The organism is Luteimonas soli (assembly GCF_042648865.1).
Lineage (GTDB): Bacteria > Pseudomonadota > Gammaproteobacteria > Xanthomonadales > Xanthomonadaceae > Luteimonas > Luteimonas soli.
Genome location: NZ_JBHRYA010000007.1, coordinates 611,520 through 636,918 on the forward strand (window position 1 = coordinate 611,520; position 25,399 = coordinate 636,918).

The following is a 25,399-nucleotide window of genomic DNA, read 5'->3' on the forward strand; positions in this document are numbered from 1 at the left end:
AGCTAGCGGCCGCACAGTCAGTGTGGTGGTGTGACGGGTACTTGAGGGGCATTGGGCACCTATACTCAACAGCTTTGTTGAGTGTATGTCTCAGCGTCTCTTTTGGTAACATCAGACCACTTCGACCTTGGAAGAAGACCATCGCGATGAGGCTACGCTCAAGAATCCAAGCTGCCCGACGCCTGCAAGACATGACACAAACCGAGCTCGCCAGATTGGTTGGGGTGCAGCGCAGCGCAGCCAGTCACTGGGAATCGCCCACCGGCAAGAGCCCAACTGTCAGCAATCTGCGCAAGATCGCCAAGGTCACCGGCGTCGGTTTTGAATGGCTGGCCACTGGCCGCGGCCGCATGACGCTTTCGTCGGAGGAGGCTCTGGAGGGGATGCCTGTTGCACTGGCCGAATTGATCGACGATGACGTGGAGATTCGATTGATCCGGGCATTTCGCGAAGCGCCCGCCAAGTCCAGGTTGACGATACTCGAAGTGACCGAACAGATTGCTGCGCTACGCACGGGCAAGCGACGTAGTAGCAGAGCCTGATCGGCATTGGAGCATTGCTGTTCCATGGCCTTCTTGTCAGCAACTGTCCGCCCGGATCGACGGCGTGCGCGAAGCCACGATGTGATGGATGTTTGAGTAGAACGAGCAGCGTACGGACGCCATGGGTGATCTGATCGCGCAGCCATATGGACGGCAGGTGGGCCAAAAAGAGGGCGAAGTGTCAGATTTTTCCTACAACACAATGCGGCATCCGCCGACTGCGTTCGGCCGGCGCTTGGGCGAATCTATTCCCGCCCCGGCAGCACGGCCTATGCACCGGCAACGGATGCCGCTCAGCAACGAAATAGGCCGCGACCTTGAGCAAGTCGTGAAGCTGGGCCGGGGCACCCTCCATCTCCAGGTGCCGGTAATGCAAAGCAGGATGATCCTCGTTCAACCCGCGGAACAGGGCTGGTCGGTTACCTTTCGGGGTCTGCCGCTCAGCAACCTGCCCACCAAGTCGCAAGCTGTGGAGTCAGCCACCGGGCACGCGGGCGACCGCTTCGCCATAACCGGCGAACCGATCGGCGTTGTCCTCCGCCTGGCCTGCGGCTCGGAAGTACTGATAGTCCAGCACGGGCTAAGCCAGCCCTAGATCGGCCATTCGGGCGAACTGAACCGGACTCATACCAGCAAGGGCTTGATGTGGCCTGACCAGGTTGTACCGGATCCGCCAGGCGTCGAGTTGCCGCTGGACCTCGACCAGTGACTTGAACCGATAGACGTTGAAAACCTCTTCCCGCTGGGTCTTGTGGAGGCGCTCAACAAAAATGTTGTCGATCGGGTGGCCTGGCCGTCCGTACCTTCGCTTGACGTGATGGCGCCTTGTCCACTCCAGGTACTTCAATCCCTTGAACTCGGCACCGTTGTCGCTGCGAAGATTCGCTGGCGCGCGGCCGGATGCCCGCAAGGCTTCCAGCGCAGCCACGACCGCTACCGTGCTGGATCGAAACAAAGCGACCGAGCAAAGGCATTCGCGGTTGAAGATGTCCACCACATTGAATACCCAGAACCGACGGCCGGTTGTCAACGCGTCGACAAGGAAATCGATCGACCATGTCCGGTTGGGCACCCCGATGATCGTGGTCCTCGTCGCCATCCTGACCGGCACCTTGATCCGTGTCTTCCGGAACTTCTGCTGCATGCGCTGCTGCTGATAGAGCTTATGCGCATGCCATCTTGTGCACCCTTTGTCCCGCAGCAGGACCCGGAACATCTTGTCAAAACCCTGGTGGGGATTCTCCTTCAAGTACGCACGCATGACTTCGACGAGTCGCGCGTCTGCCTGCCTTTGCGCTCTGATCGCACCAGCCGTAGGTCCGATGCCGACGATCTGATTGGCACGGGCATGGCAAATGCCGTATCCGGCTCTGGCAGCGGTGGCGAAGAGGGAACGCCGTCGCGGATTGGGTTCGAGCTGCTTGATGATGGATCCGGCAATCCTGATCTGACCCTCCGCGTACTTCATCCGCCTTCTGAGGATGGTGGTCTCGTGCTCCAGGCGCTTGACATAGGCCAGCCACTTCTCGTCGAGCCCGATATACGGCTTCCACAGCGAGACGGCAGCGGGAGAAATTCCGTAGCTGGCAGCCGCCGCGGATCCGGTTGTACCGCATTCGAGATCCAGCAGCATGTCTGCGATCTGCCGATAGGTCAGCTTGCTTCGAGCGGCCATGGCGCGCTCCAGCCGGATCGGAAGCGCCAAGTATGCTCTAGCTGTCAGGATCACCGGTGGGGAACTCTTCCGGGCCGGAAGCTTCGGTCAGGCCGGAAGCGCGCGATTCTCGGCATTGTCGATCAAAAAAGCCGATTCAGCGGCCAGCCTCCTCACACGCATCCACGATCCGGCTGGATTCGTAGAGTGCAGGAAGATCCTTGCTGGCAACCCGAAACTGGCTGCGCTTCTTCGGCTTCGGCGTGGCCGTGCTGATGCCTTCCAGCTTGATGCCCGGATCGTAGTAGACCCTGCCTTCATTTACGGCGTTGAGGAAAAGGCCGAACTCCGCGCCTTCGCCCAGCAGGATCCGGCGTCCGAACCGGTATTCCAGATCCGGTGTCCTGCGCTGCTGCGACGGCACGAAGGCCGCGGCAGCGTGCTTGGCTTTCCAGTGGTCCATCAGCTTTGCGAAGGACCATGCCGCGGCCACGTTGTCGCTCGCATCCAGCAACTGGACGGCGCCGGTGGACGCGTATCTTTTGACGGTGTCGAAGCCGTCGAGCACGAGACGAAGACCGGTCCGCTGATGGGCCGGTCTGCCTGCGCGATGGATGCCGCCGAAGTTGAGGCGATCGTCGCGTCCCTTCGTGTCCGGGTAACCGTAGCGGCGCACGAATTCCTCGACGCCGGCGTCCGTGTAGACCCCGCCGGTCGGTTCGGGCGTGAACAGCGTGACCGTGCTGGCGCCCGGCCTGTCCACGTTGGCAACCTGCCGCGCTTTCACCTCCCAGCCGCGGAAGTCGGGCAGCGAGTATCCGTTCGAACGGATTCCCAGCAGGGACTCCAGCGTGTTGCCGTTGCAGTTCGACGCATTGCAGGCAACCAACGTGCCGTCTGGGTCGAGGCGTGTCGAGGGAACCCACAAGCGTCCGTGGATGCCGCAAAGCTCGCGCATGAGCTCCCGAAAGCCGTCGACTTCGCGCTGTCCGGGCATGGGCAGCATGTGCAGAGCGCCATAGGGCTCGTGCGGCTCCGTCGCCCGGATCTCCCCTGCCGCCGGCGACTCCGGCGGCAAGGTGATGGCGATGACCTTGCGCCCGTTGCCGAGTCCCAGGACGAGGATGCGGTCAGGCTCCTGGCCGCGCTTTTCCTTTACCCAGAGCGACGTCGGCGCGTTCCTGCAACCCAGCAGAAAGCCCGAGAACCGCACTTCGGGATACTGCGGATAGAAGATGAGTTGCGCATTCGGTGCCGCGTGCGTCTGCCCGCGGGCGTCCAGCCAGTGGAAGTCGAGAGCGGAGCGAAAGACGGCCTCCTGTCTTCCGTTCTTTCTGGAAACGGACTGATGGGCCGTCACTTGGCCGGAAGGAATCTTTCCCAGCTGGGACAGGTCCGGCGCCAGATAGACCTGATTCTTGCTGTTCGCGTTCCGCGGAAGGACCTTGTAGAGCACCTCGGTCACGCCGTTGCCCCGCAACATAGCGAAGACCGTGGAAAGCTCGATCTCCGACAGCCACCGGTCCGCGTCGTCAGCCGCCATCAATCCCTCTCCCCCGGTGCGTTGTTCCTGATCCTGTCCGCCAGCCGCGAAAGTTCCGCCTCGCCCAGCTGGCAGGCCCACACCGTCTCGACCCGCCAGCCTGCTTCCTCGAGCTGCTGTTTTGCCCGCGCGTCCCGCTGCACGTTGGCGGCGAACTTCTCCTGCCAGAATTCGACATTGCTGGCCGGCGTCGTGGCGTAACGGCAGCCTTCGTGCCTGTGCCAGAAGCAGCCATGCACGAACACCGCGGTTCGATACCTGGGCAACACGAGGTCGGGCTTGCCCGGCAGTCTTGCATGCAGGCGGAAGCGCAGCCCTGCGCGATGCAGGAAGCTGCGCACCGCCAGTTCCGGCTTCGTGTCCTTGCCGCGGATGCCGGACATCATCCGGCTGCGCGTGGCGCGGTCGACGACGTCCATCGGCTCAGGCGGCGAGCAGGGACTTCTGCTTTGCCAGCTCCGGGACGATCAGTTCCATGATGCGCGGCTTCATCACCCGGGCCACTTCCCGCATGACCGGCATGACGACGCTGTTGCCGAACTGCTTGTAGGCCTGCGTGTCGCTGACCGGAATGACGAAGTCGTCCGGCAGCCCCATCAGGCGCGCGCACTCGCGGGGCGTCAGCCTGCGCGGGCGCCGGCGCGGCCCCTGCGACACCAGGATCTCGGAGCCATCCTTGTAGTAGCGTGCCGACAACGTGCGCGACACGCTGTCCGGCCCCACCAGCCCGAAGCCGAATCCGTTGCCGGCGGCGCGATGCTTCGCCGCATACGCCTGCAGATAGGCCCAGAGCTTCGGGGTGAGCGTGTAGCGGGCATCCACCTTCGCCTTCGGGCCGACGGTGTAGTGCGACTCGGGCTCCTCGCTGCCGTCCTGAGGATGCAGGATGTCCTTCATCGTCAGCCTGTGCGCCGGAAACTTCAGGTCGTCGAAGCTGAAATCGGTCTTCTCGCGGAAACCGACAATCAGGATGCGCTCGCGGTGCTGCGGCACGAAATGCGCGCCGTCCACCACCTTGAAGGTGATGTGGTAACCCAGCTCTTCCTCCAGCACCTTCCGGATGACCCGGAAGGTATTGCCCTTGTCGTGGCTGACCAGATTCTTGACGTTCTCCAGCAGAAAGGCCGCAGGCCGTTTGGCCGCGATGATGCGAGCCACGTCGAAGAACAGGGTGCCCTGGGTTTCGTCGGCAAAGCCGTGGGCGCGGCCCAGTGCGTTCTTCTTGGACACCCCGGCGATGCTGAACGGCTGGCAGGGAAAGCCGGCCAGCAGCACGTCATGGTCCGGGATGTCGTGCTCGTCGACCGAGGTGATGTCGCCCGCAAGCGTGTGTGCCGATTCCGGGAAGTTGGCCAGATAGGTCTTCTGTGCCCAGGAGTTCCATTCGCTGGTGAACACGCAACGCCCGCCGTGGGCCTCGAAGGCCATGCGGATGCCGCCGATGCCGGCGAACAGGTCGATGAAGCGGAAGTCGCAGTCCTCCTTCTTGCCGACGTCGGCCAGGGGCATCAGGCGCTGGCGGATGGCATCGGCCGTGTATGGGGGGGGCTCGGTTTCCCCTGTCTCCCAGCGCCGCAGGGTCCGGGTGGTGATGCCCAGTGCCCCGGCCAGCTCCGTCTGGTTGTAGCGGCCGCGGAGGGAGGCGAGGAGCTGAAGGACATCATGCATGGGGGTAGTCTCGGCAGCGGGTCGGAATGCGGACATCTTGTCCGCGAACAGTCCTCGCAGTCAACAACAACAAACGAACCGCGACCCTCGAGGTGGGGGTCCGCAACGGAAGGAAGTCAATCCTGCTGAATGCGGTTCTCAAAGCCCGCGACGGCAGCCGGCAAAGACGGGAATGCGCCGATGCCGGCAATGCTCGACACAAGACAGTCGGTGATGGATCCGGAAGGCAGAGCTCGCCTAGTCGTCCGGAAGGACTGATGCCTTTCCGGTGATCGTTTTTCCGCTCGTTTCCATGACAGTCGTACGTCGGGTGGCGGGGTCGAAGATCGCGATATGGGACTGCGATGCATCGATGACATAACCGGTCGCGAGAACCTTGCCGTCCTCCATGATTTCGCTGCACCGGACCTTGCAGTCTGGTTCGTTGTTGTCGCAGCCAGCCATGAACAAGGCCATTTCCCCGGCCGCTGCATCCATGCTTCGCATCCGCTCCCGAAGTTGCTCATCCAGCGGAGCGCGCAGGAACTCGTCCTGAAGGGAGTCCGCTTCCATATCCGGCGGTACCTCGAAATGGACGAGCCAATCGTCGCCGTCCATGCGGATGGAGACTGCGAACATGCCCGAATACCGGGTGCGCGGCAGCAACAACTGCCACCCGCGAGTAGGCAGCGGAATGCAGACGGACTTCGACTGCGCGCATGCGTCCTCCCCAAGCGAGCGACGGCCCATGGTGCGGCGGCCCGTCATGCGCAACTGATCCGATACCCGTGTCGTCGCCTGTTGATGCATTCTGTCTAGGAAAAACTCTCGGGCCTAAAGGCGGAAAATGCCTCGACTACCGGTACGGTGTGTAGGATGGCCCCGGTCTAATGTCTTGGGGAGGCATTTGTGGTAGCAAAGAAGAAAAGAGCCATAGCCCGCCCGAGGCGGCGGCGTCGCAGCAAGGGAGAACCATACCTAGTACTGGTAGAACATCGGGTTAGGTTCCGGACGGATTCACCAGTCAGCGTGGAGGCGGTCATTGCCTCCCTGCGGGGCATGGACCGAATAGTAAAAATGCAGTTGCCGAAGGCAATTGAGTCGGTCACCGGCGCGCGCGTGAAACAGGCGGAGCTGCAGGTCAGTGGCCTTGAAGACGGAAGCTTCGTCGAAGACTTGAAGATTAAGCTCCTCTTCAAAACCAAAGAAGACTATGAGCAATGCGTGAACAAGGTGGCCGACACAATCAAGACAACATGGGAGGGGGGGACTCCGATGCTGAAGGTTGCGATTGGCGTGTTAATTGGTGCCCTTCTAATCGGAAGCCTGAACCTTCTTCCGAGCGATGCACCGAGCGATGCCTTGAGCACCATACAGGGCGACAATAACGCGGTAATCGTGATTGGTGCTGAGGCTTATCAAACCTCGCCGGAGGATTTCCAGAAGGCGATTGACATCGCCATCTCTAAGACTTCACAAAAGCGTGCGGTGCAAGCTGCGCTTGATGCGACTGCACCGGCGCGAGAGCAGGGTGCTGCTGTGGAATTCGAAGGTGAGAGCGGCGCGGTACAAGTGCTTTCGAAGGAAGGAGCTGCATCTCTTCCGAAGAACGTCGACGTTCCGGATACATCGGAGGATGCGAAGTACGCGAAAGTCAAGCTGAAGCTACGCGCGTCCGATTACGATTCGGCCGTAAAGGGATGGGCGGGAACGATTCCGGGAGTCGTCGACAACCGAACCCGGGTTATGTTTGCAAGCGACTTGGAGGCTGGGAAGGCCGCGTTCAAACCGGAGGTCGACGCTGACGTAATCGTCACCTATACCTCGCCGCTCCATCAACGGGCGGTACTAATCCTCGTGGAGCGAGTGTACTAGGCGTGCCGCAGACACTGAAAGGGTTAGTGAAATGCCAACCCCTTCAAAAACCGGAGGAACTCTTTGGTGAGGGGAATCGAGCTCACGGAGAAATCCCGTTCGGGGGCATCGCTTGGTGGAATGGCGCCAAGGACAGTCCTTCAGACGGCTTCTGGCTAGAAGTTCGTGTTTCCTGGGATCGTTCGCTGACGGTCGGGGTGTGCTGTCCCCCTGCTGAAGCTACTCCGGGGCCAAGAGATACCGAGATGGCGGCCGGGATGCTGCGGCAGCTGCAGCGCCACTGGATAAAGCGTTGGGCCCCGTCACATCTGGTCAGGTTCCGTGGACAAATAATAGCGCTCGGCGAGGACTCCTCGTGACGCCTGACCGGGTTGCCAAATGCCGAGGCTGTGCAATGATGGGGGGATGCGGGGAACGCCGCTGGTTGAGTCGTTCCGGAAGCGGGGCGCAGGGGTTGTTTGTTGGGAAGCGTGGCCTCGCAGGGTTTCTCTTAAGAAATCGGTCAACTCAAGAAGCGCCGACACATATCAGCAGCATACTTCAAAATCGTCATGGAACAACGTACCAAGCGACCCAAATCCGCTCCAAAGCGAATGACCGCCGTGGATTTGTTCAGCGGCTGCGGCGGGCTGAGCTATGGCCTTCTCAAAGCCAAGTTTCAAGTCGTAGCGGCTGTCGAAATCGACGAGAAAGCGCAGCGTACGTACGAACTGAATCATCCTGACGTGCGCTTGTTCAAGCAGGACATTCGGCAGGTTTCGCCCCTAGATGTCATGCGGGAAACCGGTCTGCGGCGGGGTGATCTGGATCTGCTGGCGGGGTGTCCGCCGTGTCAAGGGTTTTCCCGCCTTCGGACGAAGAATCAGAAAATCTACGTTCGCGACGAGAGGAATAATCTTGTTTCGCACTTTCTGCGTTTTGTGAAAGTAATGCGTCCGAAGACCGTAATGCTTGAGAACGTGCCTGCCTTGGGCAAAGATGGGCGCTTCACCAAAATGAAGAATCGGCTCGCTGGATTAGGTTATGAGACTGTGGTCCACGTCCTTGACGCCGCCGACTACGAAGTTCCACAACGGCGAAAGAGGCTCATCATGCTTGCGTCGCGCGTGTGTATACCTTTGATCGCACCAGCAGCCAAGGAGCGCATGACCGTCCGCCAAGCGTTGAGCGGCTTGGTTGCCCCGTCGCGCACGACAGACAAACTTCACGCGTTGCCCGAGCGCAGATCTGAAGCCGTAAGGAAACTGATCAGCCTCATCCCTAAGGACGGCGGCAGCCGTTCTGATTTGGGCCCGGAGCATCAGCTGGCATGCCACCTCCGGAGCGATGGGTTCAAAGACGTCTACGGCCGCATGAGCTGGGATGATGTATCACCAACCATCACCAGCGGTTGCCATAACCCTTCCAAGGGACGCTTCTTGCATCCGACGCGCAATCGGACGATTACGCTGCGCGAGGCTGCCCTACTTCAGGGCTTTCCTCGTGACTATCTGTTCGACGTCACGCATGGAAAGGAAGCCATAGCTCTTATGATCGGAAATGCACTACCTCCGCCTTTCATTGCGGCCCACGCCGGTTCGCTTCGCGATGGATTGCTCGCCGCGAGACGCCGGACCGGCGCTGTGGCAACCCGCCGCAAGCGCGAAGGCAGGTAACAAGAAGAATCTGGTGATCGATCGGATCGGCATCAACCTGGCCAGCCCCGCGTTAGAGCATCCTGCGTGGGCGCCTGTGACCTCTGGGCTGCACTTCGCGACAACGGTTGCAGGAAGAACGACTCTTCATCCATGATGGGTTAGGGGTTAGGTTCAGCGTGAGCTGGGAAAGACAGTCTTGGCCGCACGCGCTCCCGGACAGGCATGGGTATACAGAAGCAGGAGTTCTACGAGGGCGCTGCTCTACACGTTCTGCTGCGCGGCGGAGCGGGCGCCCATGTTGCGTACAGGAATCCATTTTTTCTGATCGACGACAGAATTCTGATCTACCTGAAGTATTCGACAGGTATTCGCAGTCCTTGGGGATTTACTTTTACTGCGATGGAGCAGCGCCTGCTTTACAGAAAGTCCATCGAGTTGCCCGTAACGATCGGCCTGGTCTGCGGCAGCGACGGTGTTGCCGCTTTGCCGTTCGCGTCCTACGCTGGCATTGCTTCCCTCAGGGGACTCGCTCTCAGGGTTTCTTGCAGCCGCGCGCATAGGAAGCACTTCGAGATCGGTGGCCCTGACGGTATGTTGGGATACAAGGTGCCGCCGTCGGATTGGAGCAGATTACTAAGCGAGACCACATGAACCATAGGGATCAAGTTCTCAATCTCCTTCGTACCCAAGTCAGCAATCTGTCCGAGGTCGACGATATCCAGCGAACAGCCGAGGAAGTCGCATCGCACTGGGCGAACCCTTTAAGCGGAGGCCAAGAGCAAACCAATGGTCTGATCTATGGATTGGTTCAGAGCGGGAAAACCGGTGTGCTTACGGCAACAGGCGCGATCGGCGCGGACGAAGGCTACAAAACCTTGATAATTTTGACGTCCGACATCGATCCATTATATGAGCAGACATATGCCAGGGCACAGGAAGCCTTTCCTGGTATTGACATTCTCGGGAAGAAGGACATCCGAGACCTCGACTCCTTCGTGCAACGGATCAAGGGTGGTACTTGCGCAATCGTTATCACGAAGAACGGCGGCCATCTAAGGACGCTTATTGAGAACTTCAAGAAGAGTTCACTCCGCGGGATAAGCTGCCTAGTCATCGACGACGAAGCAGATCAGGCCAGTCTGAACACAAGGGCCCGCAAAGATGACGGTTCTAGGAGCGCGATAAATGCGTTGATTGAGGAGATCCGGTCCTTCTTTCTGACGAACACCTACCTGCAGGTGACGGCAACGCCGCAAGCTCTTTTTCTTCAGGCGGAAGATAACTCGTTTCGACCAAAGTTCACGGTTCTTAGCCATCCTGGCGCCGACTACGTCGGAGGCGAGGACTTCTTCTCCGATGGATCCCCGCTGGTCCGGGAGTTTCCCCTAACAGACATCGCGAGCCTGAGCCCAGGACCGCAGCCCATCCCCTCCCAGACAATTCCGGCTTCGCTTCTGAGAGCGCTGGACGCGTTCATGATCGCGGCAACTTACAAGCGGTCATCGGAGCCGACACAAAACTGCGCATTCCTTTGTCACGTCAGCACCAAGACGAGAGATCACAACCATATCGTTGGTCTGCTCAGGAAATACAAGGCGGACTTGACGATTTCTCTGAAATCGAAAGATCAGAAGGTCGTTTCGCGTCTCAGGGATGCGTACGACGACCTAGCCTCCACCCATCCTCCCCTCAAGGAGGCAAGTTTCGACAGTCTATTGGAGGCGGTAGAGTTTTTTAGCCCGGGGATAGCGGTGAAGTTGGTTAACGGCCAGACCGACGAAGACGTCGCGGTACGTTCCCCCTACAACTTATTTGTAGGTGGAAACAAGCTCGGCAGGGGAGTCACAATCAGGAACCTGCTCGTCAGCTATTACGGAAGAAATCCTCGTACGCCGCAAGCCGATACAGTTCTACAACATGCGCGTATGTATGGATACCGTAGGCGAGACATCGGACTTCTTCGCCTTTTTCTGCCTGCGCAGCTCCATACCGTTTTCAAAGCCATCAACAAGATGGAGCGAAGTCTGCGAGACTTGGTTGCAAACCAAGCAAATGAGGAGTTCCGCGGAATATATGTTGAGGGTAACCTTCAGCCTACGCGCAAGAACGTGCTCGTTCCTGGCGCGGTTGGTGTCTATACGGCCGGCGGATCTTATAATCCGGCACAAGTCAGGCGGGATATCGAAAACTCGCGAGATGTCACCGAGATAGACGCGCTGCTTGAGTCAATTCCGGACAGGAACTACGGTGAGTTCCCTATCGAAACGATTAAGCGGATTATCGGCCTGACGCAACCTGATCCGGAGGTGGCCGAAATGGTCTGGAACGGGGTTGCGGTTGCCGAATCATTGATCCAATGCGCGAAACTGCGCAACCAAGCAACGGGCTTTGTCTACGTTGATCGTGACCGTGACCTCGTTGGCCGTCGGCGGGAAACACAAGGAATACTGACAGGGGGAGAAGCAGGGCAAGTTCCGGATGCCAAACCCACACTATTCTTGCTTAGAACAACGGAGAAGGATGGCCGCAACCCTGCTTGGTGGCCGCAGGTCCGATTCCCCGCGGGGCGGTACGCGTTTGCCTTTGCGATATAAGAGTGCGATAGCAAGATGTCTAACGATGAAGAGATCGCAAAGCTTGTCGACACCATCAAGGGCTTCAAGCCGGGTGGCGCCCTCAAGAACTACATCACGCACATCACGTTTCCGAAGTTCAAGAGCATTGAGTGCGGGGCTACGGTCAATTTCGATTTCGCATTTACAGCGCTTGTAGGGGCAAACGGAATTGGTAAGAGCTCGGCGCTTCATGCGTTATGGGGCGCGCCCTTTGGCTACTCGACGTCGAAGTTCTGGTTCGCAACAGAGTTGGATCCGATAGAAGGTAGCAGCCGTGATCCCCAGCGCTTCTTCTACGGACACTGGAATGAGTCCTACAAGGGGGTTGTGGAAACGCGCAAGGCCCGCATCGGAAAGAAAAGGGGCAGCGACTACTGGGAGCCCTATAGAAGCAGTACACGGGATGGAATGCGGCCGCTGCCCGAAGGCAAGTACGAAGGAAAGGCGAAGGATCGCTGGAATCCCGTCAAGCGCACCTGTGTTTACATTAACCTTAAGACCACCTTCGGATCGTTTGATAGGTACTTCTACTTCGACGACGGAATCAGCGGCGGGGGAAGACGCGATACGATGCTCCGTGAGGCCAAGCGCCTCAAGCAGATTGTTCTGGGCGACAGGAAATCGTACAAGCTGGGAGGTGGCAGGGAGCGCCTTTTCGAGAACCGGCTGCTAACGAAAGACGAGTTGGCACACGTCTCGAGAATTCTGGGACGAGATTACACGTCAGCGCGTCTTGTCAGACATTCGCTCTATCCGGGTAACCGAGGCGAGGATCTCAGCGTCATCTTTAACCGTGGCGCCGAGTACTCGGAAGCCTTTGCAGGAAGCGGAGAGATAGCTGCCGTTAGTGCCGTGGTCCAAATACTTGGAGCACCACCGGGGTCCCTCATCCTTTTGGATGAGCCGGAAACGTCTCTGCATCCGGGTGCGCAGAGGGCGCTGCTCAGGTTCTTGCTGGAGCGGATCAAGCACGATAAGCACCAAGTCGTCGTTTCTACGCATTCCATGGAATTCCTGAGGGGCCTTCCTCAGAATGCGATCAAGGTTTTCGAGGACAATGGAGCAGGACGTACGCGGATCCTGCCAGAAAGCAGCTCGTGGGCGGCCTTGAAGAGGCTCGGGAAGCCACCAGAGGATGTTCGGCGAGTGCTCGTCGAAGATCCCATCGCGGCCATGATCGTGAAGCATGCGGCGAGGGGCCTTGATCCCGGCGATGCGGAAGCGTTGGAAGTTCGTGTTGCACCAGGAGGTGCTGACGCAATCTTGGCCTATCTGGGTCCGTCCGCGATGATGTCTGGCGACAACGTTTTCGTGCTGCTCGACGGAGACAAGCGAAAGGTCCCGGAATTCACGGATCCGGCGGGTGTTCCGCCAGCACGGCATCCGGAACTAGAGGAGTTGTTGAAGCAGGAGATCGGCGTCAAGCCGATTCTGCACATTCCCGGTGGTGCGGATCAGGCCGGCCATGAGAATGCGAAGATTGACGCGCAGCTGGGGTATCTGCGCTGGTTACGGTCTCGGCTTAGCTATCTGCCAACATCGACGCCGGAGCATCTGATCCTTGAGGCTATTGACCGCGGTGGGAGTCTTTCTGGCAAAAGCTCCGGTGAAGTAAAAGACGCTTTCAAGACGCACTTGGCTGAAGATCTCGATGTTCTACTGAGCTCCGAAGACATTATCGGGCTAGCAAAAGTCACAATTGCGAAGATCTCTCAGAGCAACCCCCACATTGTTGCAATCAGAGAGAAGCTGCGCGCTTGGCTTCATTCTTGAAGTTTCTGCAGCTGTGGGGCAAAGCGACGTCTAGTACGGGCGAGTTCCGGGAGTAGCATTTTCGCTATTTCCGAAACACGACAAGCCGATGGTAGGCCATGTAACGCCGCTGCTGTTGGGTGAGCGGTTTCGGCGAAACTAGATTGTTTAGGTCCCAAGCGTGGAGCACATCGACCGGTAGCCATGGACCGACGCGCACCCGCCCGTCGTCCTCAAAGGTGATGTAGCCCTTGTCGAAAAGGCGGTCGATGTTCGGTGTCAGCAGCAGGCCGTTGTTGCCATCGAGCCTCTCGGCGTTGCTGCTTCTGGACCATGGCTTGATGTGGCTGGCGGTCAGGAACCGGGAATCAGCTATGCCGGTTATGCGGCAATAGCGTTCGATTGACGCAACCCGAGAACGGAACAGGCCTTGGCCGATGCGGGCCTTGATCAGCTGTATGCGTTCGGTTCTCGGAATGCTGCCGTTGCCGAGCAGCGAGTCGATCGCGGCGCTGTCGTCTGTCTCCGACACGGCGCCCGTTTGTTTGGTCGATGATCGGTCTTCCGGGAGAACGAGTGCGCTGCGCACCAAGACAACATGGTCATCCTTGATGCCGGAGACCGAGAAATGACCTTCGTATGTCCAGTGATTCTTCTCTTCCGTGAAAAGCAGGATCGGATACCGGTAATCGGGTTGATCGACGAGAACCCTGTTCGCCTTCTCCGTGTACGAGATCGTCCCGTTACGTGCCTTGAAAGAGTAGTGGTAGACGTTCCTGGTACTCTCGGCCCATCCGTCATTTTCGTACGATCCAGGCTTGGCCTTAATAAGGACGGCACGACAGCCTGGAAGTTCGCCAATCCAGTTGATGCCTTGCTGAGGTGTATTGCCGACCAACCAGCTTCGATCTTCCCAGAAAGGAGAGTCTTCGACTTTCGACAGTTGGATGAGATCGAAGAGGTTGCGCTTAGTAACGGTTTCCCCAGTGGAAAGCTTGAAAATGTCGCTGGGCTTGTGCAGTTGCATGCGGAACTCCTATACCTTGCAACGCCAATCATTAATCACATAGACAACGCGCAAAGGCCGTTCTTCTGGGACGTGCCTACTTCGCTTCTTTGCATCGAGCACGCATATCAGGAGTTCCTGCTATCGGGGGGCAGGAGTAGTCTGATTCTTCCGTCAGATTCTGCTCAGGGCTGCTGACACGCCTCAGCGCTTTCGCTTACTGGTCGGCTTGAAGTCTTTGATGAGCCGCGCGAGTTCGTCGTCTTCTGCATAGAAGTAGGCAACCGGCACACCGAGAACCATTGCGAGCCGCTTCAGGATCTGGAGATCTGGCTGGTGGACGCCGGTCTCGTAGCGGTTGATTCGGGTGCTCGCGACGAAGTCGTCCAGGCCCGCTTCGATACCGAGACTGCGCTGCGATATTCCATAGGCTTCCCGCGCTTCACGCAGCCGGCGGCTGTAGACAGGGAGTTGTCGCTTCTCAGCCAAGCGCCTATACGCTCCGGAGTTCCATGCAAGGAAGCTTCCAGAAGGGCGCTCGAAATCGATACTACGTTAAACGTAGTTTCTTAGGTCGCGGAAGGGGATGCGTGACTTGACGAGCGGAAGCAGCGGTGTGTTCAGTCCTCAGATTTGTGTTGCCAACGCGACGGCGCGTAAGCACACCCTAGGCCGCTGCGGATACCCGCTCTACTACCAGGATGAGGAGGTGTGGGTTAGCTAATGCCCCGTTTCCGGCGACTTCTGGCTTTTCCTTTGGGCCTGAAATCCGCGATCAGGCGTGCGAGCTCTTCGTCTTCGGCATAGAAGTACGCCAGCGGCAAGCCGAGAGCAGCCGCCAGTCGCTGCTGGATCTGAAGGGCAGGTTGATGGACGCCCTTTTCGTAGCGGTTGATGCGGGTGCTGGCGACAAACTCGTCCACGCCTACTTTTATACCTAGATTGCGCTGCGAGATGCCGCAAGCCTCCCGTGCCTCGCGCAATCGGCGGCTGTAGACAGGAATCCTGCCCTTCTTAGCCACGTGTTGGCGCGTAGAAGACTTTCATGCGGGAAGCTTCCCGAAGGCCGCTTGACGCGGCTACTACGTTTAACGTAGTGTCCGGAACGCTACGTAAATCGTAGCTCCGGCATCGCTGGAGCGTGGGCCGTCGGCAAGCGGCACGACAGGCTTGGCAAATCGGCCAGCCGGTCGAGTCCCGCAGTCGGAAAGGGGAGCTGGCACAGCTCGGCCCGTGCGCGAGCCGGAATGCCAGCCGTGCCAATCATGAAAAAGGGATCAACATGAAGAGCAGCGTTCTGCGTGGCAGCGCTTGTATTGTCGTGTCGGCCGTCGTCATGAGCATGTCTTGGCCAGCTTCGGCACAGGAAGCCATGACTGGCCAACCTTGGGCGACCGGTAGCCTGGAGAATGGGCGTCCGGCCGCAGCCGACTTCGACCTGCCGGCCGGGGACCTTACCGTTGCCCTCGATGCGTTCGGCAAACAGGCCGGCATCGAACTCGTCCTGCCACCCGGCGGTGTCGAGGGTAGGCAGGCGAGGGCGGTCGCAGGCCACATGGACTGGCCGGAGGCGCTCCGGCGCCTGCTCGAGGGCACTGGTCTTGCCTTTCGCAGGACCGGTCCTGCAGCCGCGGTGATCGAAGCGGCGGAGCAGGGCGCCGTTTCGGGACATCCATCCCTCCCTGCCGGCTCGGACGGGAACGCACCGCAGGCCGATCCGGCGGCCACGGACCTCGCCGCCGTCACGGTCACCGGCACCCGCATCCGCGGCGGCACCTCGCCGTCGCCGGTGATCACGATCGGGCTCCAGAACATCCGCGAGGAAGGGTTCACCGACCTTGGCCAGGTCATCCGCGCCCTTCCGCAGAACTTCACCGGGGGCCAGAACCCCGGCGTCCCCAGCCTGGGCTACTCGGGCGCGGGCCTCCAGAACCAGAACATCACCGGCGGCTCGGCACTCAATCTGCGTGGGCTGGGGCCGGATGCCACGTTGACGCTCCTGAACGGCAGGCGCATGGCCTACGGGGGTATGGCCCAGGCCGTCGACATCGATGCGATTCCCGTCGAGGCAGTGGACCGCATCGAAATCGTCGCCGACGGCGCATCCGCGATCTATGGTTCCGACGCGGTGGGCGGCGTGGGCAACGTCATCCTCCGGCAGGACTTCGACGGGGTAGCCGTGGGCGCCAGGGCCGGTACGACGGCCGACGGCGGAATGACCACGCGCGAGTACACGGCCACGGCAGGCACGGCGTGGGCCAGCGGCGGGCTGCTCGCGACGTTCAAGACGGCCTCCGTCGAACCGATCTACGCGCGGCAGCGCCCGTATACCCGCGACATCACCCATCCGGCCACGCTCTATCCCGGGAGCGATCTGGACAGCGGCCTGCTCAGCATCGGCCAGTCGCTGGGGCAGCGCGTTGAAGTACGGCTGGATGCACTGCGGACCGAGCGCGACCAGACGTACAACCAGTTCTCGCCGGACGGCCGGATCAACCGCGTCAACTCCGAAACAACGACCACGATGGTGGCGCCGGTCGTGGAGTTCTTTCTCCCTGCGGACTGGTCGCTCACCGTTGGCGGCAGCCGCGCGAAGAGTACGCATCTCCAGTACCAGCATTGGGAGGTCGTTGAAACCGGCGCGAGGACGCTTTCCGTGCACGACTGCCTGTGCAACGAGGGCAGTGTCTATGAAGTGGGCGCCGAGGGTCCGGTGTTTGCTCTGGCCGGGGGTGATGCGCGCATGGCCGCCGGCGCCGGATACCGTACCAACGACTATCTGCATTACAGCTACCTTGCCGGCTCCGCGACCACGGAGGGGGACGAAAGCAGCCGCTTTGCATACGTCGAGCTGCACCTGCCCCTGGTCGGGAACATGCAGGAGCCGTCGGCCGGCCAGCGGCTTGCGTTGACCACGGCGCTGCGTACCGAGGACTACGACAGCTTCGGACGCGTGACCGTCCCGAAGGCCGGTCTGGTGTACGGCCCGACGGAAAGCATCACGTTGAAGGCCTCCTGGGGGAAATCCTTCAAGGCCCCGACCCTGCACCAGAGGTACTTCGCGCCGTACGCAATGCTGACCGCGCCCGGGTATTTCGGCGGGAGCGGATACCCGGAGGGAAGTACCGTGCTGGCCAGCGGAGGCGGAAACCGGGACCTCGAGGCGGAGCGCGCGACGACCTCGACGGTGTCGGTTGCCTTCCACCCGGTAGCGGTTCCGGGTCTGGATCTCGAGCTGACCTGGTACGACATCGACTACACCGGCAGGGCGCTGGAGCCGATCACCAACTTTGCCGAGGCCATGCTCAACCCTGTCTACGCGCAGTTCGTCGACAGGACTCCCACCGCACAGGAGCAGGCAGACTGGATTGCGGCAGCGTCGACCTTCTACAACTTTGCCGGCGTGCCCTATGATCCCGGTGACGTGGTGGCGCTGGTGAACCTGCGGTACACCAACGTCGCGAGACAGAAGATCCGCGGGATCGACGTCTCGGGGACATACCGGGTGGAAATGGAGCCCGGAACCGTCACGCTGCGTGGTTCGGCGAGCTGGCTTGACAGTACGCAGCAGAGTACGGACCTCCAGGCTCCGTTCGATCTGGCCGGTACATTGAACAACCCGCCCGGGTTCCATGCGCGCGCCGGTGCCGTCTGGCATGGCGGCGGACTCACCGCATCCCTGTTTGCCAACTACAAGGACGGACTGAAGGACGTCCTGCATGGCGGACAGACGGCTTCCTGGACGTCGTTCGACGCGGCACTCCGGTACGCTCCGCGAGCGGCCGGGCTTCTGTCCGGCGTCGAGTTCTCGGTTGCGGCACGGAATGTCTTCAACCGCGCGCCTCCCCGCAGCATTGCCTGGCTGCCGGGATTCTCCATGCCCTACGACGCGACCAACTACTCGCCTGCCGGTCGTTTCGTGAGCATCGGCGTCTCGAAGCGGTGGTGAGGCGGGTGATGCGGGAGCCGATGCCCGCCATTGGCGGTCCGGGTTCGATCGGGCCTGCGGTACGGAGCGCTGCCGTGGAGCTGCTTTCCGGCCCCATCATGCTCGCGTGCCTGCTGCTTGCGTCCGCAGGTGACGCGGGCGCGATACCGCCGCGCCGCCTTGTCGAAGTGACCGACATCAGCCTGCCGGTCGTGTCGCCTGCCGGTGACCGGGTGGCGTTCCGGGTCGAACGGCCTTCGATCGAGCGGAACACCTGGGACACGGCCTGGTACGTCGAACGGCTCGACGGGGAACCGTTGCCCGTCCGCGTCGCGGAAGGGGGTGTGCCGCTGCGTGATTCCGCTGGACTCCCCGTGCCGACCGCAGCAGTCTGGTCGCCTGACGGGCGATGGATATATTACCGGGCCCTGATCGACGGGAAGATCGACGTCTGGCGCGCGGCAACCGATGGCTCTGGCGCCGGACCTGTCACGCACGATGCGGCGGACGTCAGGGAGTTCCGCATCGAGGCCGACGGCCGGTCCATCGCGTACAGCACGGGCGCGACGCGGGAAGAAGTGCTTGCTGCGGAAGAGGGCGAATACAACCGTGGCATCCGGATCGACGCGCACACGCCGACAAGCCAGGGGCTGTTCCGGTCCGGATACACCGAAGGGCGCCTGGCGACGCAGCGCCTTGGCTTCTGGTTTGACCGTGTCCCGCTGCTGGCAGGCGTGCCCGATCACTGGCACCGCCTGGATCTGCGTTCGGGCGAGAAGCGCACCCTGACGGGGTCGGAGGTTCCCCGCAGCCCGATCGCTCTGGACGACCTTCCGGAAACACTGGGCACTCCGCAAAGACTGGCGCAGGATCCGGAGAGCGGCAGGATTGCGTTCCTGGCACGCAATCAGGACACGGAGGGATCACCGGCCAGTTCCGCCATCAGGCTCGCAGTGCTGCCGGACAGGCATGCCCGAACGCCGGTCGAATGCGTCGATCCCCTGTGCGTTGGCAGGCCGATCACCACCGTGCAGTGGCGGCCGGGGAGCGACGAAGTCATTTTTACGGTTACCGACCCCGACGAGGGTCTGGCGCAATCGGTCTTCCGGTGGGATATCCGAAGCGGTGCCGTGCATCCGGTGGCGAGCGCAACGGGATTGCTCAGCGGAGGGCGTGACGAGCGAAGCGGATGCGGCGTGTCCGGATCCCGACTTGTCTGCGTCTCGGCCGGTGCGGACCAGCCTCCGCGACTGGAGCGGATCGACCTGGCCACGGGGCAGCGGCATGTGATCTTCGACCCCAATGCGGCCCTGGCGCAGGATCTCGCAGTCATGCACCCGCAGGTGATGCGCTGGACCGACCGCAACGGCCTCCACTTCAGCGGGCTGTATTTTCCTGCGCGCCGGTCCGGAAGCCGGCCGCCGCCGCTGTTCGTCACGTACTACAAGTGTCCCGGCTTCCAGCGCGGCGGATACGGCAACGAATGGCCGCTTGCGTCGCTTGCCGCACACGGCATTGCTGCCCTGTGCATCAACGCTGTGCCGTACCGGCCGCAGGCAGTAGAGCGGTACTCGATCGGTCTCTCGGCCGTCGAAAGCGCCATCGATGTCCTTTCGAAGTCGGGCGCGATCGATCCCCGCAAGGTCGGGATGGGTGGCTTGAGCTTCGGGACCGAGGTGACGATGTGGACCGTCATCCATTCCAACCTGCTTTCGGCCGCTTCCATCACGTCCCCGCTCCTGTCCCGCACCATGTACCTGCATGGCAGCCTGAAGGGAGAGCCCTTCTTCAGCGGGCTCGAGGCGACATGGCAGGCCGGTTCGCCGGAGCGCACCCCAGCGCAGTGGCAGACGCTTGCACCGGCGCAGAACCTGGATGGAATCCGTGCACCGATACTGATGCAGATGCCGGAACAGGAGTATCTCTGGGCGCTGGACTACGCGATTCCCCTGATCCGGCGGGGGATGGCCGATGTCTATGCATTCCCCAACGAGCCGCACTTCAAGTTCCAGCCGAAGCACCTGCTTGCGGTCAACGAGAGAAATCTCGACTGGTTCAGGTTCTGGCTTCTCGGAGAGGAAGACCCCGACCCGGCGAAGCGCGCGCAGTACGCGCAATGGCGCGGTATGGAGCAGCAACCGCACGGGGTTGCGCAAAGCGGCCCGTAGTCACGGGGACCGGGCATTGAGTCGAAGCCAGTTCTCGATCATGCACAGGGAGAGGATGCGCAGGTATCCTCGGTCTTTCGGCGGTGCTTCGTGCGCGAGGTAGCGACTGACCGCGTCCGCATCCAGCATCTGCCGGTCCTGCAGCATGCCGGTCAGCAGGAGTCTGCGTATCAGATGCCTGTGCCGCTGGTGGAGCGCTCCCAGATACCCGGCAAAGGTGCCCTTGCTCTGACGCGCCAGTATTCCCGCCGGAAGCACATCGGCGAAGGCATCCCGTGCAACGGCACGGTTCCGGCCTCCGGCGATCCACATCCATGTCGGTGTCCTGAGCGCTGCCTCGACGACGGGTTGCGACATCAAGGGCATGCGCATGTGCCGGCAGCCCCGCGGCGCGATGTCACGAAATATCTGCGCGCCGGCGAGGCCTGCAACGCGCTCCCGGTCGCCCGGCAAAGCATTCGCCGGCACGTCGAACCATGGATGACGTTCCGGATCGCTCGCCACCCGCGACGGGTTCACGAAAGTGTGGTCCGGCCTGAGAAGCGGGGGAGGGCGGGTCGCAAGCTTCTTCAGCGACAGGCGCCCGGCCTTCCACAGCGTGCATCTGTGCAGCACTGCCAGGTCCCGGACGGCAGACGCCCATGCAGCCGTTCCCTTCGTCCTGAGCGCATCGGTTGCCGGCGCGGCGCTGCTCAGGTAGCAGAAGACGGTATCTCCTCCGGCGCCCGAAAGGTGGCTTTCCACGCCGTGCCGTTCTGCTGCCGACGCCATGACGCTGCCGACAGCCTGTTGCAGGACACCCATTCTCGGTGCGGCAGCGCTCTCCGGTGAAGCCGAGTGGATGTCCGCAGTGTCGAATCCCAGGTCTTCGACACTCAGGGGAAGCCCGAGATGGTCCGCCACCTGCCGGGCATACTGTCTTTCGTCCGTTCCGGGCACGGGTGTCTTCAGGGTGCAGAGGGTTATGTCCGCTTCTGTGCCTTTCAGGGCTGCAGCGACTATCGATGAATCGAGGCCACCGGAAAGTTCCAGCAGGACCGACCGGTCCGTTTCGGCCCATGCGTGGACGGCAGATGTAACCGCGTTGCGGATCCCGGACGCCGCAGCGGCGGGGTCCTCATGGCGGGCTGCGGCCGCGACGAAGTCCCACGGATTCCACGCAGGCTCAACCCTGGCATGGCCCCTTAGCACCGACAGGGTGCACCCGGCGGGAAGTTCGCTGATGCCCGCCAGTGCCGTTCGCCGGGCCTTGTGGGTCGGGAATGCCAGGCAGTGGGCCACGAACTCCCAATCCACTTCCCGGTTGCAGAGTCCAAGCGCGGTGGCCAGCGATACATCCGATGTGATGAACCCGCTGCCGTCCTTCAGTGAGTAGACAGCCGGGATGCCACCCGACGGGTCACGCAGCAGCGAAACTCCTTCGCCGTCGGCCGTCGCCTGGATCAGGAGGTAGTCTCCCCAACACTCCGCAAGGATTCTCTTCCGCACCGCCGCGGATGAGGAGCAATGTCCCAGGGCAGTACGGGCATCCGCCGACGAAGGAGAGCGGGCGAACAGGTGTCCGATGAGGACGCCTGCGCCTTCGATGGATCGGGCGGGCGTGTCGCTGGACAGATGAACCGTTGTCCGCCCGACGGCGAACCGGGTGCGTAGCCCCAGCCGGGCGAGCGTCGCCGTGACTGCCGCGTCCGGGGGCTGGTCACCACGCCTGGGGTCGGCAATCAGCGCAATGTACCGGCAGGCCACCGGACCTCCCTTATCGGCGTATAGGCCCCCACGTTTCCCACCGTGTCGTTCAGCACGGTCGTGCCGACCTGGATCCAGCAGTGCGCAGAGAAGGGCGCTCCGGTTACGCCGAACACCAGACTTCCTGGCTGGTGCCGTCTTGACAGGAATCTGGCCAGGGCAATCGAGTCGAGGAGGCAGGTCGGCTCCACGGGGACGTATCGTCGTGCCTGCGCGAAAACGCCTGCAGCATCGAACGAAATGGTGTCTGACACCCCGTCGCAATCCCGCAACTGCGGGGCGGGGGAAGCGCATCTGTTCCTCGTCATGGAACCGAGAACCTGCTTGAGGGTGCGGTGCTTCAACTGCCACCGTGTCAGAACGACGATGGAAAGAACCTCAAGCAATGCGGCCGGCTGCACTGCCCCTGCGGCCGGGAAGCGCTCTGCCACACTGCGTTCCGGCTTGCAGACAGGCTCTGTCTGCATGGTCCCGGGCGAAGGGGGCGCTTCGGTCAGCACCTTGTTCGCGAGCAGTAGCGCGATGTCGGTGCCAGCTGATTCCGGGTGATCCAGCCAGGCGACGAATGCCTGTTCTTGGGAAGCCGGAAGCAGGAAGTACCGGTCATGAAGGACATCGAGGAAGACCAGCCGATCGTCAACGCGGCAGAACGACAGGTCATCCGGCAGTCTGTAGCGCATCTCGACTTCCCGGAAAGCAGGAGGGCGCACCTTTGATGGTGCGCCCGGCTTGCTTACTCTTCGGAAATTCCGGGCACCATCAGGGTGCCGACGAACTCGTGGATTCCCGCAGGGCCCTTGGTCTCGATGCTCGCGGCGCCGAGCTTGATCAGGTTGTCGGCTCCGTCATTCCTGGTGCTCTCGTTCGTGTCCATCTCTGTCTCCTTCGGTTGCGTCATGGATAACCCATGACGAGGCCAGGCTAGGAGAGTGAAATCTTTGTTTTCAAGTTATTTCTGCGTCGCTACCTACAAATCATTGTTGACGGTGATGCCCGACCGGATTGCCCGTCGAGCCCGACCGCACCATTAGTGCCGTCGGCCTCCGGGACAGGCAAGCCGCATCCTCTTCTGCCCGGGAAGTGACATCGTGGCTCGCAATGGTCGACATGGAGCCGGCTGTTTCGCAGGGACGTCGTCCGCTTCAGGACAGGAGGTCACTGTCGTTGCCGAGGCATGCCACGATGCGGGGAACGATCTGCTTGCGACGCTCGTGATAGGTACTCAATCCGGCTTTGAGCGACTGGATATCCCGCTCCTGCCAGTGCTGCATCAGCGCTGAGATCTCGTCGCTTGCGTTGTCGACGCTTCCAGCCCGCCGGATCGGTGCCAGCCTGTCGTTCGCCTGCTTCACGGATTGATGCAGGTACCGATGGCCTGTCGCCCGGGCGATCGAGTCGAAAAGCTGCCAAGTTTGCCTGGGGATGTCGTCACTCGTAGCATGCTTCGGATCTTCTCCTGCCAGCGGCGTGGCTCCGAAGCCGATGTCGCACGCCATGACCAGCAGGCGTCCCATCCAGTCGTACAGGTCGCGGAGTGCAACCTCGGTGAAAAGCGGAACATAGAGTCCGCTGCGGGCATGATCGGCAATCAGGCCTTCTCCCACCAAGCGATACAGGGCGAACCGCACCGGCGTGGCGCTTGTCCGAAATTCGTCTGCAATGGCGGCAGGGTCGATCCGCTGCCCGGGGACGTAGCTCCCCGACCGCAACGCGCGTCTGATCTGCCTGTAGAGAAAGACGCTCTTTGATTGGATCGCACTCATCGCAAAACTCCATGTCTGCGAAGGCGGCCGCGTTCGGGCGGAATGGTACATCACTCATTGCGGCCGCAATAATTATCTGATGATTGCAAGCGTTCCGCATGTGTCCGGAACGCCAGAGGCATGCAACGACGGCGAAAGACATGTTCGTGGTGCAGGGGTGCATGATCCCGCCCACCAGAGGGCGTGGATGAGGACCGACGATGCGATCCGCACGCCGGTTGCCCGGTCGCTGGAAGCATTCGAACGCGTCAGCGGGCCAGAGCAAACCCGGGTTTCCGATGATCCGCAGCAGCAGATACAACATGGAATGAGAATGTAGGCCTGTCCGTTCGAGAGCGGACAGGCGGTCGCTGTGTCATCCGGCTGCCCCGCCGTCACCTTCGTACTTTTCGTGCAGCTTCACCGGCGCCACCGCGCGTTCGGCGCGGCGGCGGATCCAGAGGTTGATCATCTCGACGAACACCGAGAACGCCATCGCGGTGTAGATGTAGCCCTTCGGGATGTGCTGGCCGAAGCCGTCGGCCACCAGCACCAGGCCGATCATGATCAGGAAGCTCAGCGCGAGCACCTTCACCGTGGGGTGGCGCTCGACGAATTCGCCGATGGGCCGGGCGAAGGCGAGCATGAACACGATCGACGCGACGATCGCGGTCACCATCACCCAGCGCTCGTCGACCATGCCGACGGCGGTGATGATCGAGTCGAGCGAGAACACGATGTCGAGCAGCATGATCTGCGCGATCACCGCGCCGAACGTGGCGGTCGCCGCGCGCGTTGCCGAGCCCGCGGCCTGCACGGTCTCGGTGGCGCCTTCGAGTTTCTGGTGGATCTCGTGGGTGGCCTTGCCGATCAGGAACAGGCCGCCGCCGATCAGGATCAGGTCGCGCCAGGAGAACGTGTGGTCGAACAGCGAGAACAGCGGCGCGGTCAGGCCGACGATCCAGGCGATGACCATCAGCAGCGCCAGGCGCGTGACTGCGGCGAGCAGGATGCCGATGCGCCGGGCCTTGTTGCGTTGCTCCGGTGGCAGCTTCGCGGCCAGGATCGAGATGAAGATGATGTTGTCGATGCCCAGCACCAGTTCGAGCGCGGTGAGGGTGGCGAGGGCGATCCAGATTTCCGGGTTCGCGAGCTGTTCCATGGGAGGTTTGTTCCGGGAGGAGTCGGGCGGGGAGGCGGCGCCCGCCTGGGCGGGCGCGGTGGGGCTGGTCAGAAGTCGAACAGTTCCCCGAGCAGGGACTTGGGCTTCTTCCTGCGGTAATCAGGCTTGTAACCGCGGTGGTGGTCGTCGCGGCGTGAGCGGTCGTCGCGGTACTGCGGCGATGCGGGCGGCATCGGTGGGGCGGCCTGTTCGGCGCGTTCGATGAGGCGGTCGAGTTCGCCGCGGTCGAGCCAGATGCCGCGGCACTGCGGGCAGTAGTCGATCTCGATGCCCTGGCGGTCGGCCATGGACAGGTGCACGTTGTCACAGGTGGGGCACAGCATTGGGTTCTCCGGTGGGTGGGTGGAGAGCCGTCGCGTCC

23 protein-coding genes are annotated in these 25,399 nt (G+C 61.5%); 9 read left to right on the forward strand and 14 right to left on the reverse strand.

What is annotated here, in order from left to right; translation table 11 throughout:
- Positions 1-146: 146 nt before the first annotated feature.
- Both ACFONC_RS10085 and ACFONC_RS10090 read left to right on the forward strand, forming a co-directional pair.
- A complete protein-coding gene (locus ACFONC_RS10085; RefSeq protein WP_386743707.1) occupies positions 147-542 on the forward strand; it encodes a helix-turn-helix transcriptional regulator in 396 nt (131 codons plus the stop codon).
- Positions 543-663: 121 nt separating this feature from the next.
- On the forward strand, positions 664-1,137 hold the full coding sequence (locus ACFONC_RS10090; RefSeq protein WP_386743709.1) for a hypothetical protein: 474 nt from the start codon (positions 664-666) through the stop codon (positions 1,135-1,137).
- Here ACFONC_RS10090 and ACFONC_RS10095 read toward each other — a convergent pair.
- The 5 genes from ACFONC_RS10095 to ACFONC_RS10115 form a co-directional block, all read right to left on the reverse strand.
- Entirely contained in the window at positions 1,123-2,217 is a 1,095-nt protein-coding gene (locus tag ACFONC_RS10095) for an integrase core domain-containing protein (protein WP_386743711.1), read from the reverse strand. The two genes, ACFONC_RS10090 and ACFONC_RS10095, sit on opposite strands and share 15 nt — an antisense overlap.
- A gap of 136 nt (positions 2,218-2,353) precedes the next feature.
- Positions 2,354-3,739, reverse strand: a complete 1,386-nt coding sequence (locus tag ACFONC_RS10100; RefSeq protein ID WP_386743713.1) for an MvaI/BcnI family restriction endonuclease — start codon at positions 3,737-3,739, stop codon at positions 2,354-2,356.
- The gene (locus ACFONC_RS10105; protein ID WP_386743715.1) at positions 3,739-4,158 is read right to left on the reverse strand and encodes a very short patch repair endonuclease; all 420 of its coding nucleotides are present in this window, start codon (positions 4,156-4,158) and stop codon (positions 3,739-3,741) included. Before ACFONC_RS10105 ends, ACFONC_RS10100 begins: the two co-directional genes overlap by 1 nt.
- 4 nt (positions 4,159-4,162) lie before the next feature.
- Positions 4,163-5,407 (reverse strand): DNA (cytosine-5-)-methyltransferase, encoded by a 1,245-nt coding sequence (gene dcm, locus ACFONC_RS10110; protein WP_386743717.1) that lies wholly within the window; start codon positions 5,405-5,407, stop codon positions 4,163-4,165.
- A gap of 237 nt (positions 5,408-5,644) precedes the next feature.
- Complete coding sequence (locus ACFONC_RS10115; protein ID WP_386743719.1) at positions 5,645-6,154, reverse strand: hypothetical protein; 510 nt, start codon at positions 6,152-6,154, stop codon at positions 5,645-5,647.
- Positions 6,155-6,463: 309 nt separating this feature from the next.
- Between ACFONC_RS10115 and ACFONC_RS10120 the strand changes: the two genes are divergently transcribed.
- From ACFONC_RS10120 to ACFONC_RS10140, 5 genes are all read left to right on the forward strand, one after another.
- Positions 6,464-7,261: a hypothetical protein gene (locus ACFONC_RS10120; RefSeq protein ID WP_386743721.1), complete on the forward strand. Its 798-nt coding sequence runs from the start codon at positions 6,464-6,466 to the stop codon at positions 7,259-7,261.
- A 551-nt stretch (positions 7,262-7,812) separates the two neighbouring features.
- Positions 7,813-8,916, forward strand: a complete 1,104-nt coding sequence (locus tag ACFONC_RS10125; RefSeq protein ID WP_386743723.1) for a DNA cytosine methyltransferase — start codon at positions 7,813-7,815, stop codon at positions 8,914-8,916.
- 204 nt (positions 8,917-9,120) lie between these two features.
- Positions 9,121-9,549 (forward strand): hypothetical protein, encoded by a 429-nt coding sequence (locus ACFONC_RS10130; protein WP_386743725.1) that lies wholly within the window; start codon positions 9,121-9,123, stop codon positions 9,547-9,549.
- The gene (locus tag ACFONC_RS10135; protein ID WP_386743727.1) at positions 9,546-11,492 is read left to right on the forward strand and encodes a Z1 domain-containing protein; all 1,947 of its coding nucleotides are present in this window, start codon (positions 9,546-9,548) and stop codon (positions 11,490-11,492) included. Before ACFONC_RS10130 ends, ACFONC_RS10135 begins: the two co-directional genes overlap by 4 nt.
- 15 nt (positions 11,493-11,507) lie before the next feature.
- Complete coding sequence (locus tag ACFONC_RS10140) at positions 11,508-13,286, forward strand: ATP-dependent nuclease (RefSeq protein ID WP_386743728.1); 1,779 nt, start codon at positions 11,508-11,510, stop codon at positions 13,284-13,286.
- Between the two features lie 64 nt (positions 13,287-13,350).
- On the opposite strand, the gene ACFONC_RS10145 is transcribed toward ACFONC_RS10140, so the two are convergent.
- The 3 genes from ACFONC_RS10145 to ACFONC_RS10155 form a co-directional block, all read right to left on the reverse strand.
- Positions 13,351-14,292, reverse strand: a complete 942-nt coding sequence (locus tag ACFONC_RS10145; protein WP_386743730.1) for an HNH endonuclease — start codon at positions 14,290-14,292, stop codon at positions 13,351-13,353.
- A 183-nt stretch (positions 14,293-14,475) separates the two neighbouring features.
- Positions 14,476-14,760, reverse strand: coding sequence for a helix-turn-helix domain-containing protein (locus tag ACFONC_RS10150; protein ID WP_386743732.1), 285 nt, complete (start codon positions 14,758-14,760; stop codon positions 14,476-14,478).
- 227 nt (positions 14,761-14,987) lie between these two features.
- Positions 14,988-15,293, reverse strand: coding sequence for a helix-turn-helix domain-containing protein (locus tag ACFONC_RS10155; protein ID WP_386743734.1), 306 nt, complete (start codon positions 15,291-15,293; stop codon positions 14,988-14,990).
- Between the two features lie 260 nt (positions 15,294-15,553).
- Here ACFONC_RS10155 and ACFONC_RS10160 point away from each other — a divergent pair, with 260 nt between their 5' ends.
- Positions 15,554-18,220, forward strand: coding sequence for a TonB-dependent receptor domain-containing protein (locus ACFONC_RS10160; RefSeq protein ID WP_386743736.1), 2,667 nt, complete (start codon positions 15,554-15,556; stop codon positions 18,218-18,220).
- Between the two features lie 74 nt (positions 18,221-18,294).
- Positions 18,295-20,367 carry an Atxe2 family lasso peptide isopeptidase gene (locus ACFONC_RS10165; protein WP_386743738.1) on the forward strand — a complete coding sequence of 691 codons (2,073 nt, stop codon included), beginning with the start codon at positions 18,295-18,297 and terminating at the stop codon, positions 20,365-20,367.
- On the opposite strand, the gene ACFONC_RS10170 is transcribed toward ACFONC_RS10165, so the two are convergent.
- The 6 genes from ACFONC_RS10170 to ACFONC_RS10195 form a co-directional block, all read right to left on the reverse strand.
- The gene (locus tag ACFONC_RS10170; protein WP_386743740.1) at positions 20,368-22,113 is read right to left on the reverse strand and encodes an asparagine synthase-related protein; all 1,746 of its coding nucleotides are present in this window, start codon (positions 22,111-22,113) and stop codon (positions 20,368-20,370) included.
- Positions 22,089-22,793: a lasso peptide biosynthesis B2 protein gene (locus ACFONC_RS10175; RefSeq protein WP_386743742.1), complete on the reverse strand. Its 705-nt coding sequence runs from the start codon at positions 22,791-22,793 to the stop codon at positions 22,089-22,091. The genes ACFONC_RS10170 and ACFONC_RS10175 overlap by 25 nt, the downstream gene beginning before the upstream one ends.
- 53 nt (positions 22,794-22,846) lie before the next feature.
- Complete coding sequence (locus tag ACFONC_RS10180; RefSeq protein WP_386743744.1) at positions 22,847-22,987, reverse strand: benenodin family lasso peptide; 141 nt, start codon at positions 22,985-22,987, stop codon at positions 22,847-22,849.
- Between the two features lie 268 nt (positions 22,988-23,255).
- Complete coding sequence (locus ACFONC_RS10185; RefSeq protein ID WP_386743746.1) at positions 23,256-23,876, reverse strand: GntR family transcriptional regulator; 621 nt, start codon at positions 23,874-23,876, stop codon at positions 23,256-23,258.
- A 355-nt stretch (positions 23,877-24,231) separates the two neighbouring features.
- Entirely contained in the window at positions 24,232-25,017 is a 786-nt protein-coding gene (locus tag ACFONC_RS10190; protein WP_386743747.1) for a TerC family protein, read from the reverse strand.
- A gap of 68 nt (positions 25,018-25,085) precedes the next feature.
- Positions 25,086-25,361 carry a TFIIB-type zinc ribbon-containing protein gene (locus ACFONC_RS10195; protein WP_386743749.1) on the reverse strand — a complete coding sequence of 92 codons (276 nt, stop codon included), beginning with the start codon at positions 25,359-25,361 and terminating at the stop codon, positions 25,086-25,088.
- Between the last annotated feature and the right edge of the window lie 38 nt (positions 25,362-25,399).

Excerpts from the sequence above, each read along its gene's own strand:
- ACFONC_RS10085 (WP_386743707.1), top strand. The coding sequence starts at position 147 with ATGAGGCTACGCTCAAGAATCCAAGCTGCCCGACGCCTGCAAGACATG.
- ACFONC_RS10090 (WP_386743709.1), top strand. The coding sequence starts at position 664 with ATGGGTGATCTGATCGCGCAGCCATATGGACGGCAGGTGGGCCAAAAA.
- ACFONC_RS10095 (WP_386743711.1), bottom strand. The coding sequence starts at position 2,217 with ATGGCCGCTCGAAGCAAGCTGACCTATCGGCAGATCGCAGACATGCTG.
- ACFONC_RS10100 (WP_386743713.1), bottom strand. The coding sequence starts at position 3,739 with ATGGCGGCTGACGACGCGGACCGGTGGCTGTCGGAGATCGAGCTTTCC.
- ACFONC_RS10105 (WP_386743715.1), bottom strand. The coding sequence starts at position 4,158 with ATGGACGTCGTCGACCGCGCCACGCGCAGCCGGATGATGTCCGGCATC.
- dcm (WP_386743717.1), bottom strand. The coding sequence starts at position 5,407 with ATGCATGATGTCCTTCAGCTCCTCGCCTCCCTCCGCGGCCGCTACAAC.
- ACFONC_RS10115 (WP_386743719.1), bottom strand. The coding sequence starts at position 6,154 with ATGACGGGCCGCCGCACCATGGGCCGTCGCTCGCTTGGGGAGGACGCA.
- ACFONC_RS10120 (WP_386743721.1), top strand. The coding sequence starts at position 6,464 with ATGCAGTTGCCGAAGGCAATTGAGTCGGTCACCGGCGCGCGCGTGAAA.
- ACFONC_RS10125 (WP_386743723.1), top strand. The coding sequence starts at position 7,813 with ATGGAACAACGTACCAAGCGACCCAAATCCGCTCCAAAGCGAATGACC.
- ACFONC_RS10130 (WP_386743725.1), top strand. The coding sequence starts at position 9,121 with ATGGGTATACAGAAGCAGGAGTTCTACGAGGGCGCTGCTCTACACGTT.
- ACFONC_RS10135 (WP_386743727.1), top strand. The coding sequence starts at position 9,546 with ATGAACCATAGGGATCAAGTTCTCAATCTCCTTCGTACCCAAGTCAGC.
- ACFONC_RS10140 (WP_386743728.1), top strand. The coding sequence starts at position 11,508 with ATGTCTAACGATGAAGAGATCGCAAAGCTTGTCGACACCATCAAGGGC.
- ACFONC_RS10145 (WP_386743730.1), bottom strand. The coding sequence starts at position 14,292 with ATGCAACTGCACAAGCCCAGCGACATTTTCAAGCTTTCCACTGGGGAA.
- ACFONC_RS10160 (WP_386743736.1), top strand. The coding sequence starts at position 15,554 with ATGAAGAGCAGCGTTCTGCGTGGCAGCGCTTGTATTGTCGTGTCGGCC.
- ACFONC_RS10175 (WP_386743742.1), bottom strand. The coding sequence starts at position 22,793 with ATGCGCTACAGACTGCCGGATGACCTGTCGTTCTGCCGCGTTGACGAT.
- ACFONC_RS10180 (WP_386743744.1), bottom strand. The coding sequence starts at position 22,987 with ATGGACACGAACGAGAGCACCAGGAATGACGGAGCCGACAACCTGATC.
- ACFONC_RS10185 (WP_386743746.1), bottom strand. The coding sequence starts at position 23,876 with ATGAGTGCGATCCAATCAAAGAGCGTCTTTCTCTACAGGCAGATCAGA.
- ACFONC_RS10190 (WP_386743747.1), bottom strand. The coding sequence starts at position 25,017 with ATGGAACAGCTCGCGAACCCGGAAATCTGGATCGCCCTCGCCACCCTC.
- ACFONC_RS10195 (WP_386743749.1), bottom strand. The coding sequence starts at position 25,361 with ATGCTGTGCCCCACCTGTGACAACGTGCACCTGTCCATGGCCGACCGC.